Raw genomic sequence first — 14,836 nt, 5'->3', positions numbered from 1 at the left:
AAGGCGAAGGCGAAGGCGAAGGCGAAGGCGAAGGCGAAGGCGAAGGCGAAGGCGACCGGGATGGTAGTTACGGTCGCGGGTCGGCGGGATGGTCCAAGCGCTCCGCCATGAGGGCGTTCATGTCCTCGGAGAGCTTGCCCAGCAGGCGGGCGAGGTCGGCGCGTTCCTCCGGGGCCCAATCGGCCATGGCGACCCCGAAGAGTTCGAGGTTGACGCGCACGCACACTTGGGCGACCTCGGTCCCGCGCGGGGTGAGCCAGATCCGCCAGGCTCGGCCGTCGTCGGGGTCGCGTACCCGCTCGACCAGTTCTTGCCGTTCGAGCTTGGCCACCGTTCGGGTGACGTGTGGGCTCTCCACCCGGAGGGCCTGGGCGATCGTGGGCCGGGTACTCCAGGGGTTCTCCAGCGCCCTGATTCCGTTGGCAATCGGAGTCGTGCGCGACGTGCTCCCACGCCAGCAGTTACCGACAGGCATCGGAGTGATCAGTGCGACCATGGGATTCGGCAGCGGCGGCGGCATGCTTCTGGCCGGCCTGGTGGCCGATGACTATCCGATGATCTTCTGGATGGCGGCCGTCCTGGCGGTGCTCGGTGCGGTGCTCATCACCTTCTTGATCCGGGACACCGTACCCGCAGGAGGTGGCCGTCCGGACCTGGTGGGCGCCGCGCTGATGACCGTCTGGCTGGTGGCGCTACTGCTGGCGATCACCCAGGGCAGTTCGTGGAGCTGGACCTCGTGGACGACACTCGGCCTGTTCGCCGTGGCTGTCGTGGCGTCCGTCGTCTGGGTGCAGGTCGAACGCCGGGTGGCACAGCCGCTGGTGCAGATGACGATGCTGGTCCACCGGAGTACGGTCGGCGCGACCGTAGCGTCGATGCTGCTCGGATTCTGCCTCTTCTTGACCATGACCGGTGTCTCGGGCTTCATGCAGGGGCCGGCACTGCGCGCGAGCGTCCTGGAGGTCGGGCTGTATCTGCTGCCCAGCACGCTGTTCATGCTGGTGATGTCGCTGTTCGCCGGTCGACTCATGCGCCGATTCGCCGCCGCCTCGCTGGTCGGAACCGGGTCAGCCGTCACCGGGGCGGCAGGGCTATGGCTCGTGTTCGCGCACGACGGAACAGCCGACTTCCTGGTGGCGACCTCGCTCCTGGGCCTCGGTCTCGGCACCGGGTACGCCGCGCTGGGCACGATGTCGGTCGAGCACGTCCGGCCGGAGCAGACGGCGGCTGCGGCCGGGATCAACGCGCTGGTGCGTATCGCGGGTGGCAGCATGGCCGGTGCTGTGACCGCCGCCATCCTGGCCGCGCTTCCGGGTGTGCACGGCTACCAGTGGATCTTCGGTGTCGCCGCTGCGGCAGGAGCTGTGGCGGCGGTCTTCGCCTTCGTGTACGGCCGGCTCAACCGCGACCTGGCGGGTATCACAACCCGCTGAGGAACGTACCGTCACCACGCGGGCCGTGACGAACGATGTTTGCCTGAGGAGGTCGACTGCGACCTGTTGCGGCCCGACGGTGTTGCCGGTGACCGCAATCATTCGACGGGTCGTACGGGCAATAGGTCGGTCGGCTGTGGGTCCCTCGGCTTCAGGTCGCTGGGTGGTTGCCGGTTGTTCGGCCGTGGGTCACTCGGTTACTCGGTTACAGGTCGCCCGGATACGGGGCGTTAGGTGGTTGCCGGTTGTTCGATCGGGATGGCGTTCATCCAATCGAAAGGCGTTCAAATGACAGGTCGTCAGTCGGTGGGGCCGGTCAGCGTTCGCATGCGTCGACGGTTACCAGGGCGACGAGCCGTCTCAGCTTCTCGGGCGGCAGGTGGTTCTGACGACGGCGGGCCAGTTGCGGGGCGGGCCAGTTGCGGGTCCAGTCGGTTACGGGGCGGGATGGTCGCGGGTCCGGTCGGCTACAGGTCAGGAGTTGGGTCGAGCCGGGCACGGGGCGGGACGAGCACGGGGCGGGACGAGCCCAGGGCGGGACGAGCCCAGGGCGGGACGAGCCCAGGGCGGGACGGTCGCCGGTCGGCCAGATACGGGGCGGGGCGGACGCGACGACAGGGCACGCGCTCGGCTCCTGAGGGCCACTGCGTCACCTGCGGCGGGCGTCGACCTCGATCTCGATCTTCATTCTGGGGTCGGCGAGACCGCATACGAGCATGGTGGCGGCGGGCCGTACCGTTCCGAAGTGTTCGCGTAGCACCGGCCAGCAGGGCTCGAAGTCGGCCCGGTCCGGCAGCAGGTAGCGGACCCGGACCACGTCGGCGAACGTGCATCCCGCCTCTGCCAGCGCGGCGCCGATGTTGCGCAGGCACTGCGCGGCCTGCTCCACCACGTCGTCGGAGATGGTCATGGTGGTGTAGTCGAAGCCCGTGGTTCCGGACACGTACACCCGGTCGCCGACGACCACGGCACGGGCGTAGCCGATCTGCTCCTCGAAGGTCGAACCGCTGAGGATCACGCGTCGTTCCGTCATGGGTGAACGCTAAAAGGCCGAGTCCGAAATCGTCCAATTCGGAGATCCACGCATGCGGCCCATCCCGCACCGGACGACAAGGTGGACGCGTCGGGTATGACGCGCGGCCTGTCGTGCGGAGTCCGCGACATGACCGCGCAAGGCCGGGCGCTGGCCCGGCGCTGGCCGGGCACTGGCCGTGGCACTGGCCGTGGCACTGGCCGGGCAAAGCTGGGCACTGGCCGCGGCGCTGCGCCCGCTCCGTCTTCTGCCCACCGCCGCCCAGCTCACGGGCGGCGGGCTCACGGGCGGCGCCGCTGAGCCCCCGCGCCTGCTCCCTCGTCAGCGCCCGCCGCTCGGCCCGCAGCCCGCCCCGCTCCTGCGCCCGGCCGTACACCGGTCACCCTGCACGGCGAGTGGCGCGGGTGGGCGAACCCAAGGTCAGCAAATCCAAGGTCGGTGCACCCAAGGTCGGTGAACCAGGACGTCAGCGAACCAGGAGGTCGGTGGCCCAGGAGGTCGGCAAACCAAGACGTCGGGGACCAGGAGATCAGCAAACCAGGACGTCAGTGAACACGGACGTCAGTGAACACGGACGTCGGTGAACACGGACGTCAGCGAACCAGCCGGAAGAACTCCCTGATGTCGGTGACCAGCAGGTCCGGTGCCTCCATCGCCGCGAAGTGGCCACCCCGGTCGAATTCCGACCAGTGGATCACGTTGTGCTCGCGCTCGGCGACGCGGCGGACCCCGGCGTCCTCGGGGAAGACCGCAACCCCGGTGGGGACCTCGGACTTCTCGACGGCCTGACCCCAGTCGGCAGCGGCCTCCTTGTAGAGGCGGGCGGACGATCCCGCAGTGCCGGTGAGCCAGTAGATGGTGACGTCGGTGAGCAACTGGTCCCGATCCACGGCCTGTTCGGGCAGGTCGTGAGCGGGGTCGGTCCACTCCTTGAACTTCTCCACGATCCAGGCCAGCTGCCCGGCGGGCGAGTCGTGCAGCCCGAAGGCCAGCGTCTGCGGGCGGGTCGATTGGATCATGGCGTAACCCGAGCGGTCCTCGTCGGCGTAGAGGGCCAGCCTGGCCTGCTCTGCCTCCGTGAGGCCCTCCCGTTCGTCGGGCTGGAAGGTCGGAAAGCCTAGGGCGCCGTTGACGTGGACGCCGATGACGTTGTCAGGGGCGACGCGGCCGAGCTGGGGAGAGACCAGTGCGCCGGTGTCGCCGCCCTGGGCACCGTACCGGTCGTAGCCGAGGCGGCTCATCAGCTCGGCCCAGGCGCGGGCCACGCGGCGCAGGTTCCAGCCGGTCTCCCGGGTGGGCCCGGAGAATCCGAAGCCGGGCAGGGAGGGTGCGACCACGTGGAAGGCGTCTGCCGGGTCGCCGCCGTGCGCGCGAGGGTCGGTGAGCGGGCCGATGATCTTCATGAACTCGGCGATCGAACCGGGCCAGCCGTGCGTGAGGATCAGGGGGAGCGCGTCCGGCTCGGGCGAGCGAACGTGCATGAAGTGGATGTTCTGGCCGTCGATCTCGGTGGTGAACTGCGGGTACTCGTTGAGCGCCGCCTCCTGCTCCCGCCAGTCGTAGGCGGTCCGCCAGTACTCTGCCAGCTCCCTCGCGTACGAGGTCGGCACGCCGTACGACCAGCCGGTGCCGGGCAGCTCGTCCGGCCAGCGGGTACGGGCCAGGCGGTCGCGGAGGTCGTCCAGGTCGGCCTGCGGGATGTCGATGCGGAAGGGCGTGATCGTCGTCATGTCCAAGACGATAGATCGCAGTTAGGTCAGGTTCTGTCCTAGGCGTGGGCGAGAATGGGAGCATGTTGGAGACCTCGGCTCGACTCCTCAGACTGCTCTCCCTCCTTCAGGCCCACCGCGACTGGTCCGGCACCGAACTGGCGGAGCGGCTCGGCGTCACCACGCGAACGGTTCGACGGGACGTGGACCGGCTACGGGAACTGGGCTATCCCGTACACGCCACGGCCGGCACGCCGGGTTACCGGCTCGGCGCCGGGTCCGATCTGCCTCCGCTGCTGCTCGACGACGACGAGGCCGTCGCGGTCGCGGTGGGGCTGCGGACGGCCGCCGGTGGCACCGTCACCGGAATCGAGGAGACGTCGTTGCGGGCACTCGCGAAGCTCGAACGAGTGCTGCCCGCGCGGCTGCGGCATCGCGTTCGCACGCTGCAGTCGATGACCGTGCCCATGACGGGGGGCTCGGCGCCGGTGGACCCCGAGGTTCTGACCGCCGTCGCCGCGGCCTGCCGGGATCATGAGGGGCTGCGGTTCGACTACCGGTCGCATGAGGGCAGGGAGAGCGTGCGTTCGGCCGAGCCCCATCGGCTGGTGCATTCGGGGCGCCGGTGGTATCTCGTGGCCTGGGACACCGACAAGGAGGACTGGCGGACGTACCGGGTCGACCGGCTGCGCCTGAGGACGCCGAACGGCCCGCGTTTCGTCCCCCGGAACCCGCCCGACGAGGACCTCGCCGCCTACATGTCCCGGGCGATCTCCAGTGCTCCGTACCGTTACCGGGCGCGGCTCACCGTGCACGCCCCGGCGGAGGTCGTCGCCGAGCGCATGCCGCCGACGACGGGCACGGTGGAACCCGTTGACGCACAGACCTGCGTGCTGCTGTGCGGTGCGCACGACCTCGACGAGATCGTCGTGTGGATCGCCCTGATGGACATCGGATTCGAGGTCCACGAGCCACCCGAGCTGATCGAGCGGGTCGGCGCCATGGCCGCCCGCCTCCGAGCGGCATCGGAAGTCGGCCCCCACGCGGCTGAGCCCGCCCCCGGCCGAACGGCACCGGACTCCGGACACCCAGGCGGCTGAGCCCGGCCCCCTCCTGACGCGCCCACGCGGTCAGTGAGCGTCGCAGGTCGAGGCGCAGGATGCGGCGGGAGGCCGCCACGAGCACGGCCCGCTGGAGCCTGGTGAGGCACCACGTGAGTCGTTTCCAGCACCAAGTGCCTGGCCGGCCGGCCGGCTGTCAGCGGTTCACGATCTCGAAATCGGAACCCTAGGAGATCGCGAGCTTGACGACGCCGGTGATCGCGAGCTGGGTGAGGGCCAGCGGCACCAGGCAGACCCACGCGAACCTCTGCAACTGGTCCTCGCGCAGCCGAGGGAAGGTGACCCGCGCCCAGATCACCACGAACGCCAGCAGGAACACCTTGACCAGGGTCCACAGCCAGCCGGGCAGGAACGGCCCGTGCCAGCCGCCCAGGAACAGCACGGTGGTGAGGGCGGACAGCACGACGATCCCGACGTACTCGGACAGCATGAAGATCGCGAACCGCATGCCGGTGTACTCCGTCATCGGCCCCATGATGATCTCGGACTCGGCGATCGGCATGTCGAACGGCGGTCGTCGCAGCTCCGCGAGTCCGGCAAGGAAGAAGACCACGCCGCCGATCGCCTGCCACGGCAGCCACCACCACTGCCATTCCGCGAGGATGCCGGGCAACGACAGCGTCCCGGCCGCCATGGCGACGGACGCGGCGGCCAGCACGAGCGGCAGTTCGTACGACATGAGCTGGGCGGCCGAGCGCATGCCGCCGAGCACCGAGTACTTGTTGGCCGAGGCCCATCCGGCCATGATCGAGCCGAGCACACCGATGCCCATGACCGCGAGCACGAAGAACAGCCCGAGGTCGAGGTCGACGCCGTGGCCGCCCTGGTCGACCGGAATGACGATCATCACCAGCAGGTACGGCACCAGCGCCACGGCTGGCGCGATCATGAAGACCCGCCGGTCGGCGGCGGCCGGTACGACGTCCTCTTTCTGCGCGAACTTCACCCCGTCGGCCAGCAGTTGCGCCCAGCCGTGGAAGCCTCCGGCGTACATGGGGCCGAGACGTGACTGCATGTGCGCCATGACCTTGTGCTCGGTCTGTCCGACGATGAGCGGAAGCAGCAGGAAGGCCACCAGGATGACGGCGAACCGCAGGATCGCGTCGAGCATCCGGCCACCTCCGAGGTCAGCTGTCGGGTGTGCCCCAGTCGGCGGGTACGCCGGGCGGGAGGGTCTTGCGGCGGCTGGGCGACCCGTGTCCGGACTCGCCGGGTTCCTTGGCGCCCGGCCACGGCTTGGCGACGCGGGCGGCCAGGATGAAGTCCTTGCGCAGCGGGTGGCCCTCGAACCCGTCGGGCAGCAGCAGGGGCACCAGGTTGGGATGCCCGTCGAAGACCACGCCGAACATCTCGTACGTCTCGCGCTCGTGCCAGTCGGCGCCCCGGTAGACAGGGACGGCGCTCGGCAGGCGCGGGTCGGCGGCCGGTACGCGGGTGCGCAGCAGCAGCCGCTTACGGGCGGCGGGGTTGTAGACGTGAGCGACGACGACGAACCCGTCGGGCTGGTCGTCGACACCGGTCAGCCAGTCGAAGAAGACGTAGCCGAGGTCGTCTCTGACGTACGTGAGCGTCTGGACCCATTCGGAGGCGTCGACGTCGGCGGTGCTGTCGCCGAAGGACTCCGACAGCCGCAGGTTCACGCCTCCTCCCCAGGGGATCCGTGGGAACGGGACCAGATGTAGCGGTCGGCGAGGTTCTCCCCCGCGATCTTCTCCTGGAGTTTGGTGATGCCGTACAGCAGGGCTTCGGGGCGGGGCGGGCAGCCGGGGACGTACACGTCGACGGGGATGATCTGGTCGACGCCGTTGGTGACGCAGTAGGAGTCCCAGTAGGGGCCGCCCGAGTTGGAGCAGGCGCCGAAGGAGATCACGTACTTGGGGTCCGGCATCTGCTCGTAGAGGCGCTTGACGGCGGGGGCCATCTTGTCGGTCACGGTGCCGGAGACGATCATGAGATCGGCCTGGCGGGGTCCGTTGGCGAAGGGGATGACGCCGAACCTGATGAAGTCGTGGCGACTCGTCGAGGCGGCGATGAACTCGATCGCGCAGCAGGCCAGGCCGAAGTTGAACACCCACAGCGAATAGCGGCGTCCCCAGTTGAGGACGAACCGCATGGGCTTCGGCGCCAGTCTGGACACCGGTCCCACGGTGGGCATCGGAAGGTCGGCCATGTACCCCATTCTCGCGCGGGTGGCGGGTGATGACTACGTCCAGGTGAGTACGCGTTTGCGCCAGGCGTACACGATGCCGAGCGCGATGAAGGCCAGGAACACGAACATCTCGACGAGGGTGGCCGTGCCGTAGCCGGGGGCGGCGAAGACCGTCGCCCATGGGAACAGGAAAACGGCGTCCACGGCGAAGACGACGTACAGGTAGGTGAAGACGTAGTAGCGGACCTGCGACTGCGCCCAGCCCTCGCCGACGGGGTCCACACCGCACTCGTACGTGGTGAGCTTGTCGGCGGTGGGGCGGGTGGGGCGCAGGAGACGGTTGGCGATCATGGCTCCGGCGAAGATCGCCACCCCGATGAACAGCAGCGCGGCGACCAGCGCGTACGAGCCGTAGTAGCCGTCCATGGGCCGATGGTAACCCGATGTGGGCCAGATCACACCAACGTGCACAGGCCGGATCACACCGTCAGGCGCCGACGTAGGCCGCGAGATGTTCGGCGGTGACGGTGGAGCGGGCGGCGACGAGGTCGGCCGGGGTGCCTTCGAAGACGATGCGGCCGCCGTCGTGACCGGCGCCGGGCCCGAGGTCGATGATCCAGTCGGCGTGCGCCATGACCGCCTGGTGGTGCTCGACCACGATGACCGACTTGCCGGAGTCGACGAGCCGGTCGAGCAGGCCGAGCAGTTGCTCGACGTCGGCGAGGTGCAGCCCGGTGGTCGGCTCGTCGAGGACGTAGACGCCGCCCTTGTCCGCCATGTGGGTGGCGAGCTTGAGCCGCTGCCGCTCACCGCCGGACAGTGTGGTGAGCGGCTGGCCGATGGTGAGGTAGCCGAGGCCGACGTCGGCGAGCCGGGAGAGGATCGCGTGGGCGGCCGGGATGCGGGCCTCGCCCGTGCCGAAGAACTCCTCCGCCTCGGTCACCGGCATGGCGAGGACCTCGCTGATGTCGCGTCCGCCGAGCCGGTGGTCGAGGACGGCGGGCTGGAAGCGCTTGCCGTCACAGTCCTCGCAGGTGGTGGCGATGCCGGCCATCATCGCGAGGTCGGTGTAGATGACTCCGGCGCCGTTGCACGTCGGGCAGGCGCCCTCGGAGTTGGCGCTGAACAGCGCCGGCTTCACCCTGTTGGCCTTGGCGAACGCCTTGCGAATGGGTTCGAGCAGCCCGGTGTAGGTCGCCGGGTTGCTGCGCCGGGAACCCCGGATCGGGCCCTGGTCGATCGACACCACCCCCGCCCCCGCAGGAATGGAGCCGTGAACCAGTGAGCTCTTGCCCGATCCGGCGACCCCGGTGACGACGGCGAGCACGCCGAGCGGGATGTCGACGTCGACGCCGCGCAGGTTGTGCCTGGTGGCGCCGCGGATCTCCAGCTTGCCGCCGGGGGTGCGGACCCGCTCCTTGACGCGGGCGCGATCGTCGAGGTGGCGGCCGGTGAGGGTGCCGCTGGCGCGCAGCCCTTCGACGGTGCCCTCGAAGCAGATCGTGCCGCCCGCCGCCCCCGCGCCGGGGCCGAGGTCGACGACGTGGTCGGCGACCGCGATCGTCTCCGGCTTGTGCTCGACGACGAGGACGGTGTTGCCCTTGTCGCGCAGCCGCAGCAGCAGGTCGTTCATCCGCTGGATGTCGTGCGGGTGCAGTCCGGCCGTGGGCTCGTCGAAGACGTAGGTGACGTCGGTGAGCGCGGAGCCGAGGTGGCGGATCATCTTGACGCGCTGGGCCTCGCCGCCCGAGAGCGTACCGGCGGGCCGGTCGAGGGAGAGGTAGCCGAGTCCGATCTCCACGAACGAGTCGAGCGTCTGCCGCAGCGTGGCGAGCAGCGGCGCGACGGACGGCTCGTCGAGGCCGCGCACCCACTTGGCCAGGTCGCTGATCTGCATCGCGCACGCGTCGGCGATGTTGACCTCGCCGATCCGCGACGAGCGGGCCGGTGGGCTCAGCCGGGTGCCGTCGCAGTCGGGGCAGGCGGTGAAGGTGACCGCCCGGTCCACGAACGCGCGGATGTGCGGCTGCATCGCCTCGCGGTCCTTGGACAGGAACGACTTCCGGACCTTCGGGATCAGCCCCTCGTACGTGAGGTTGACGCCGTTGACCTTGACCTTGGTCGGCTCGCGGTGGAGGAAGTCGTGCAGTTCGGTCGCCGTGTAGTCGCGGATCGGCTTGTCGGGGTCGATGAAGCCGGACTCGGCGTAGATCCGCACGGTCCACCAGCTGTCGACCTTGTAGCCGGGGACGGTGATCGCGCCCTCGGAGATCGACTTGGTGTCGTCGTAGAGCTGGGTGAGGTCGAAGTCGGTGACCCGGCCCCGGCCCTCGCAGCGCGGGCACATGCCGCCGGTGCGGGAGAAGGTCTCCTTGACGGTCTTGGCGTTGCCGCGTTCGACGGTGATCGCGCCGCTGGCCCGGACCGACGGGACGTTGAAGGAGAACGCGCCGGGCGGGCCGACGTGCGGCCGGCCGAGGCGGCTGAACAGGATGCGCAGCATCGCGTTGGCGTCGGTGGCGGTGCCGACCGTGGAGCGGGGGTCGGCGCCCATCCGCTGCTGGTCGACGATGATCGCGGTGGTGACGCCTTCGAGGACGTCCACCTCCGGCCGTGCCAGCGACGGCATGAACCCCTGGACGAAGGCGCTGTAGGTCTCGTTGATCAGCCGCTGCGACTCCGCCGCGATCGTGTCGAACACGAGCGAGCTCTTGCCCGAGCCGGACACGCCGGTGAACACGGTCAGCCGCCGCTTCGGGATCTCGATGCTGACGTGCTTGAGATTGTTCTCACGGGCGCCGTGGACGCGGATCAGGTCGTGGCCGTCGGCGAGGTGCCGGGGGTGCGCACTCATCGTCTCTCCAGGGTCGAGCCGGGGTTCCGTGCAGGCTACCTGCTGCTCAGTCGTCCTGGAGCAGGCCGAGGACGTTGCCGTCGCGGTCGGTGACGGTGGCCACGCGGCGGCCCGCGCCGACCTCGCGCACGTCGTCCTTGACGGTGGCGCCCGCCTCGGTCACCTCGGCCAGCTTCGCCTCGATGTCGGCGACGTGCCAGTACGCCACGGGCGCCGTCAGGCCGCCCGTCATCTCGCCGGGCACCAGCCCGATGTGCTGGCCCCCGACGTCGTAGCCGACGTAGTAGGACTCGTCGGTCTGCGGCGGCACGCCGAGCAGCGCGGTGTACACGGCCTTGGCGGCGGCCAGGTCGGACACCGGGTGCAGCACGGTCTTGATTCCCTCAGTGGTCATGCGCATCACGCTAGGTGTGACCAGGTGCGCGGTGCTTCTCGATTCCTGATGGGTCTGGTCAAACCTGGCACACTGGGATACTCGGAGTGTGACGGCGAGGAAGAGGGGGCGGCCGGGCTACGACCTGGAGTCGTTGCTGGCCGTCGCCGTGAGCGTGTTCAACGAGCGCGGGTACGAGGCCACGAGCATGGAGGCCGTGGCCAAGCGGCTGGGCATCACCAAGTCGGCGATCTACCACCACATCGATGCCAAGGAGGATCTGCTCCAGCTGGCCGTCGACCGGGCGCTCGACGGGCTGTTCGAGGCGGCCGAGCAGGCGGTGGCGGAGCAGGGGCGGGCGATCGACCAGCTTGAGTCACTGGTACGGCGCAGCGTCCACATCCTGGTCGAGCGGCTGCCGTTCGTGACGCTGCTGCTGCGGATCAGGGGCAACACCGAGGTCGAGGTGAAGGCGCTCGACCGGCGCCGGGAGTTCGACCGGATGGTGGCCGGACTGATGCGACGGGCGGCGGAGGAGGGCGATCTGGCTCCGGGCGTCGATCCCGAGCTGGGCGCGAAGTTGCTGTTCGGCCTGGTCAACTCGCTCATCGAGTGGTACCGCCCGGCGAGGGAGCTGGACGCCGAGGCGCTGGCGGACGCGGTGTGCCGTACGGCGTTCGACGGCCTGCGGGTCTGACCGGTCGGCTGGCGGACGCGATGTGCCGTACGGCCTTGCGGGTCTGACCGATCGGCTGGCGGACGCGATGTGCCGTACGGCCTGCGGGTCTGACCGGCCGCGGATACGCGCGGCGCCCGGCCGTCGCCCTCCAACCACCGACATCAGTAAAAATCCCTCAAATCCTGAAAAAGCGTCCTAGGTCGGGGTGTTCTCATCCGGCGTCCCTCGGGCTAGCATTACTTACCGAATGGACGGTCAGTTATTCGGAAGGGGCACCCCGCATGACCGCGCTACGCAGCTACGTGTCCGGCGCCTGGCACACGCCACCGGACGAAGGCGCACCCGTGCACGACGCCGTGACCGGCGACCAGGTCTGCCGGATCTCCTCCACCGGAGTCGACTTCGCCGCCGCCCTCGCCTACGGCCGCGAGCGCGGCGCCCGGCTGCGGGAGCTGACCTTCCACCAGCGCGCCGCCCTCCTCAAGGCCCTCGCCTCCCACCTGCGCGAACACCGCGCCGAGCTCTACGCGCTGTCGGCCCGCACCGGCGCCACGAAGGCCGACTCCTGGATCGACGTGGACGGCGGCATCGGCACCCTGCTCTCCTACTCCAGCAAGGGCCGCCGCGAACTCCCGAACGCCACCGTCTACGCCGAGGGCGCCCCCGAGGTGCTCGGCAAGGGCGGCACGTTCGCCGCCCGCCACCTGCTCACGCCGCTGCGCGGCGTCGCCGTACAGATCAACGCCTTCAACTTCCCGGTCTGGGGACCGCTGGAGAAGTTCGCGCCCGCGTTCGTGGCCGGGATGCCCAGCCTGATCAAACCGGCGAGCCAGACCGCGTACGTGACCGCCCGCCTGGTGGAACTGATCGTCGAGTCCGGCCTCCTGCCCGAGGGGTCTGTGCAACTCGTCTGCGGCGAGCCGGGCGACCTGCTCGACCACCTGACCGAGCAGGACGTGGTCGGTTTCACCGGCTCCGCGGCGACCGCGCGCAAGCTGCGCACCCACCCGGTGATCGTCGGGCGCGCGGTCCGGTTCAACGCCGAGGCCGACTCGCTGAACTGCTCGATCCTCGGCCCGGACGGCGACCTCGACCTGTACGCCGACCAGCTCGTCACCGAGATGACCGCCAAGGCGGGCCAGAAGTGCACGGCGATCCGGCGCGCGTTCGTGCCGAGGGAGCGCCTGGCCGAGGTGAGCGAGGCGGTACGCGCCCGCCTGGAGCGGGTGGTCGTGGGAGCGCCCGGCGCCGCAGGCGTGACGATGGGCGCCCTGGTCAGCCTGCGGCAGCGGGACGAGGTGCGGGCCTCGGTGAAGGCGATCGGCGGCGAACTGCTGTTCGGTGACCTCGACCGGGTGAGCGTCGTGGGAGCGGACGCCGAGCTGGGGGCGTTCATCTCGCCGATCCTGGTGGCGGGCGACCCGGAACGGGCCGAGCCGCACGAGGTCGAGGCGTTCGGGCCGGTGAGCACGCTGCTGCCGTACGACACGACCGAGCAGGTCGTCGCGTACGCGGCCAGGGGCAGGGGCAGCCTGGTCGGCTCGGTGGTCGCGGAGGACCCGGCCTTCGTGAGGGACGTCGTGCTCGGCCTCGCGCCGTGGCACGGGCGGCTGCTCGTGCTCGACCGCACGGACGCGAAGGAGTCGACCGGGCACGGCTCGCCGCTGCCGATGCTGGTGCACGGCGGCCCCGGCCGCGCGGGCGGCGGCGAGGAACTGGGCGGCGTGCGGGCGGTGTTCCACCACATGCAGCGCACCGCCGTACAGGGCTCCCCCGACGTGCTCACGGCGGTGAGCGGCGTGTGGACCGCCGGCGCCCGCCGCGCCGACGACGGCGGGCACCCCTTCCGCAAGAGCCTGGCCGAGCTGCGCGTCGGCGACTCGGTGACGGCGGGCCCGAGGACGGTCACGGCCGAGGACGTCGCGCACTTCGCCGAGTTCACCGGCGACACCTTCTACGCCCACACCGACGAGGTCGCGGCGGCGGCGAACCCGCTGTTCGGCGGCCTGGTCGCGCACGGGTACCTGATCGTCTCCTTCGCCGCCGGCCTGTTCGTGTCGCCGGAGCCGGGCCCGGTGCTGGCGAATTACGGGCTGGAGAACCTGCGCTTCCTCACCCCGGTCAAGCTGGGCGACGCGCTGACGGTGACGCTCACGGCCAAGCAGATCAGCCCACGGGAGAACGCCGACTACGGCGAGGTCCGCTGGGACACCGACGTCACCAACCAGGACGGCGAGTCCGTCGCGAAGTACGACGTGCTCACCCTGGTCGCGAAGGAGGCCGGGTGAACACCTTCGACGAGATCGTCGCGGCCGACCGCCGCGTCGAGCCGCGCGACGACATGCCGGACGGCTACCGCAGGACGATGGTCAGGCAGATCGCCCAGCACGCCCACTCCGAGATCATCGGCATGCAGCCGGAAGGCGACTGGATCACCCGGGCGCCGTCGCTGCGCCGCAAGGCGATCCTGCTGGCCAAGGTGCAGGACGAGGCCGGGCACGGGCTCTACCTCTACTCGGCCGCCGAGACCCTGGGCGTGGAGCGTACGGACCTGACGGAGCGGCTGATCAGCGGCAGGCAGAAGTACTCCTCGATCTTCAACTACCCGGCGCTCTCCTACGCCGACGTGGGCGTGATCGGCTGGCTGGTGGACGGCGCCGCGATCTGCAACCAGGTGCCGCTGTGCCGCAGCTCCTACGGCCCGTACGCGCGAGCGATGATCAGGATCTGCAAGGAGGAGTCCTTCCACCAGCGACAGGGCTACGAGCTGCTGATGACGATGATGCGGGGCACGCGGGCGCAGCAGGAGGCGGTGCAGAACGCGGTGGACCGGTGGTGGTGGCCGTCGCTGATGATGTTCGGCCCGCCGGACGCCGACTCGCCCAACACCGCCCAGTCGATGGCGTGGAAGATCAAGCGGCACACCAACGACGAGTTGCGGCAGCGGTTCGTGGACATGACGGTCCCCCAGGCCGACCGGCTCGGCGTGCGCCTGCCCGACCCCGAGCTGCGCTGGAACGCCGAGCGCGGCCACCACGACTTCGGCACCCCCGACTGGGACGAGCTGCGTCGGGTGATCTCGGGCGGCGGCCACTGCAACGCCGAGCGGATCGAGCGCAGGCGGGCGGCCCACGAGAACGGCGCCTGGGTGCGCGAGGCCGCCGAGGCGTACGCGGCCAAGCACGGGCGCGAGAGGAGGGCGGCATGACCTGGCCCCTGTACGAGGTGTTCGTGCGCGGCAAGCGCGGCCTCAACCACGTGCACGTCGGCTCGCTGCACGCGCCGGACGACGCCTCGGCGCTGCACAACGCCCGCGACCTGTACACGCGCCGCAACGAGGGGGTGAGCATCTGGGTCGTCCGCTCCGCCGACATCGTCGCCTCCAGCCCCGACGAGAAGGACCCGCTGTTCGCCCCGAGCGGCGACAAGGTCTACCGGCACCCGACGTTCTATGACATCCCCGACGACGTCCCGCACATCTAGGG

Annotated in this window: 15 protein-coding genes; 6 read left to right on the top strand and 9 right to left on the bottom strand. The window is 70.0% G+C overall.

From position 1 onward, the window contains the following. Positions 1-67 precede the first annotated feature (67 nt). Positions 68-475 (bottom strand): MarR family winged helix-turn-helix transcriptional regulator, encoded by a 408-nt coding sequence (locus tag ABD120_RS39160; protein WP_343955508.1) that lies wholly within the window; start codon positions 473-475, stop codon positions 68-70. On the opposite strand from ABD120_RS39160, the gene ABD120_RS39155 reads away from it, so the two are divergent. Beyond that, positions 378-1,433 carry an MFS transporter gene (locus tag ABD120_RS39155; RefSeq protein WP_343955506.1) on the top strand — a complete coding sequence of 352 codons (1,056 nt, stop codon included), beginning with the start codon at positions 378-380 and terminating at the stop codon, positions 1,431-1,433. The two genes, ABD120_RS39160 and ABD120_RS39155, sit on opposite strands and share 98 nt — an antisense overlap. A 649-nt stretch (positions 1,434-2,082) precedes the next feature. Here ABD120_RS39155 and ABD120_RS39150 read toward each other — a convergent pair. Beyond that, positions 2,083-2,466 (bottom strand): RidA family protein, encoded by a 384-nt coding sequence (locus tag ABD120_RS39150; RefSeq protein ID WP_343955504.1) that lies wholly within the window; start codon positions 2,464-2,466, stop codon positions 2,083-2,085. Positions 2,467-3,059: 593 nt separating this feature from the next. Next, positions 3,060-4,196, bottom strand: coding sequence for an epoxide hydrolase family protein (locus tag ABD120_RS39145; protein ID WP_343955502.1), 1,137 nt, complete (start codon positions 4,194-4,196; stop codon positions 3,060-3,062). A 62-nt stretch (positions 4,197-4,258) separates the two neighbouring features. Here ABD120_RS39145 and ABD120_RS39140 point away from each other — a divergent pair, with 62 nt between their 5' ends. Next, positions 4,259-5,275: a helix-turn-helix transcriptional regulator gene (locus ABD120_RS39140; RefSeq protein WP_343955500.1), complete on the top strand. Its 1,017-nt coding sequence runs from the start codon at positions 4,259-4,261 to the stop codon at positions 5,273-5,275. 187 nt (positions 5,276-5,462) lie between these two features. Here the strand turns inward: ABD120_RS39140 and ABD120_RS39135 are convergent, their stop codons facing one another. The 6 genes from ABD120_RS39135 to ABD120_RS39110 form a co-directional block, all read right to left on the bottom strand. Beyond that, the gene (locus ABD120_RS39135) at positions 5,463-6,407 is read right to left on the bottom strand and encodes a complex I subunit 1/NuoH family protein (protein WP_343955498.1); all 945 of its coding nucleotides are present in this window, start codon (positions 6,405-6,407) and stop codon (positions 5,463-5,465) included. Positions 6,408-6,423: 16 nt separating this feature from the next. Further along, positions 6,424-6,936 carry an NADH-quinone oxidoreductase subunit C gene (locus ABD120_RS39130; RefSeq protein WP_343955496.1) on the bottom strand — a complete coding sequence of 171 codons (513 nt, stop codon included), beginning with the start codon at positions 6,934-6,936 and terminating at the stop codon, positions 6,424-6,426. After that, entirely contained in the window at positions 6,933-7,433 is a 501-nt protein-coding gene (locus ABD120_RS39125; RefSeq protein ID WP_425564117.1) for an NADH-quinone oxidoreductase subunit B, read from the bottom strand. The genes ABD120_RS39130 and ABD120_RS39125 overlap by 4 nt, the downstream gene beginning before the upstream one ends. 66 nt (positions 7,434-7,499) lie before the next feature. Continuing rightward, complete coding sequence (locus ABD120_RS39120; protein ID WP_343955494.1) at positions 7,500-7,871, bottom strand: NADH-quinone oxidoreductase subunit A; 372 nt, start codon at positions 7,869-7,871, stop codon at positions 7,500-7,502. A 61-nt stretch (positions 7,872-7,932) separates the two neighbouring features. After that, positions 7,933-10,299 (bottom strand): ATP-binding cassette domain-containing protein, encoded by a 2,367-nt coding sequence (locus ABD120_RS39115; RefSeq protein WP_343955492.1) that lies wholly within the window; start codon positions 10,297-10,299, stop codon positions 7,933-7,935. Positions 10,300-10,345: 46 nt separating this feature from the next. Further along, complete coding sequence (locus ABD120_RS39110) at positions 10,346-10,693, bottom strand: VOC family protein (RefSeq protein WP_343955490.1); 348 nt, start codon at positions 10,691-10,693, stop codon at positions 10,346-10,348. Between the two features lie 88 nt (positions 10,694-10,781). Here ABD120_RS39110 and ABD120_RS39105 point away from each other — a divergent pair, with 88 nt between their 5' ends. The 4 genes from ABD120_RS39105 to paaB all read left to right on the top strand — a co-directional run bounded on the left by ABD120_RS39105 (position 10,782) and on the right by paaB (position 14,834). Next, positions 10,782-11,369, top strand: a complete 588-nt coding sequence (locus ABD120_RS39105) for a TetR-type transcription factor C-terminal domain-containing protein (RefSeq protein ID WP_343955488.1) — start codon at positions 10,782-10,784, stop codon at positions 11,367-11,369. 263 nt (positions 11,370-11,632) lie between these two features. After that, a complete protein-coding gene (gene paaZ, locus ABD120_RS39100; RefSeq protein ID WP_343955486.1) occupies positions 11,633-13,639 on the top strand; it encodes a phenylacetic acid degradation bifunctional protein PaaZ in 2,007 nt (668 codons plus the stop codon). After that, entirely contained in the window at positions 13,636-14,559 is a 924-nt protein-coding gene (paaA, locus tag ABD120_RS39095) for a 1,2-phenylacetyl-CoA epoxidase subunit PaaA (protein ID WP_343955484.1), read from the top strand. The genes paaZ and paaA overlap by 4 nt, the downstream gene beginning before the upstream one ends. Beyond that, positions 14,556-14,834 carry a 1,2-phenylacetyl-CoA epoxidase subunit PaaB gene (gene paaB / locus ABD120_RS39090; protein ID WP_343955482.1) on the top strand — a complete coding sequence of 93 codons (279 nt, stop codon included), beginning with the start codon at positions 14,556-14,558 and terminating at the stop codon, positions 14,832-14,834. The genes paaA and paaB overlap by 4 nt, the downstream gene beginning before the upstream one ends. Positions 14,835-14,836 lie beyond the last annotated feature (2 nt).

Origin of the sequence: Nonomuraea longicatena (genome assembly GCF_039525605.1) — a bacterium.
Taxonomy (GTDB): Bacteria; Actinomycetota; Actinomycetes; order Streptosporangiales; family Streptosporangiaceae; genus Nonomuraea; species Nonomuraea longicatena.
The sequence above is the reverse complement of the archived record's forward strand: the minus strand, read 5'-3'. Positions and strand labels throughout refer to the sequence as shown.

Bases quoted from the DNA above. Each gene is read 5' to 3' on its own strand.
- ABD120_RS39160 (WP_343955508.1), bottom strand. From the start codon at position 475: ATGCCTGTCGGTAACTGCTGGCGTGGGAGCACGTCGCGCACGACTCCG.
- ABD120_RS39150 (WP_343955504.1), bottom strand. From the start codon at position 2,466: ATGACGGAACGACGCGTGATCCTCAGCGGTTCGACCTTCGAGGAGCAG.
- ABD120_RS39145 (WP_343955502.1), bottom strand. From the start codon at position 4,196: ATGACGACGATCACGCCCTTCCGCATCGACATCCCGCAGGCCGACCTG.
- ABD120_RS39140 (WP_343955500.1), top strand. From the start codon at position 4,259: ATGTTGGAGACCTCGGCTCGACTCCTCAGACTGCTCTCCCTCCTTCAG.
- ABD120_RS39135 (WP_343955498.1), bottom strand. From the start codon at position 6,407: ATGCTCGACGCGATCCTGCGGTTCGCCGTCATCCTGGTGGCCTTCCTG.
- ABD120_RS39120 (WP_343955494.1), bottom strand. From the start codon at position 7,871: ATGGACGGCTACTACGGCTCGTACGCGCTGGTCGCCGCGCTGCTGTTC.
- ABD120_RS39115 (WP_343955492.1), bottom strand. From the start codon at position 10,299: ATGAGTGCGCACCCCCGGCACCTCGCCGACGGCCACGACCTGATCCGC.
- ABD120_RS39110 (WP_343955490.1), bottom strand. From the start codon at position 10,693: ATGACCACTGAGGGAATCAAGACCGTGCTGCACCCGGTGTCCGACCTG.
- paaZ (WP_343955486.1), top strand. From the start codon at position 11,633: ATGACCGCGCTACGCAGCTACGTGTCCGGCGCCTGGCACACGCCACCG.
- paaB (WP_343955482.1), top strand. From the start codon at position 14,556: ATGACCTGGCCCCTGTACGAGGTGTTCGTGCGCGGCAAGCGCGGCCTC.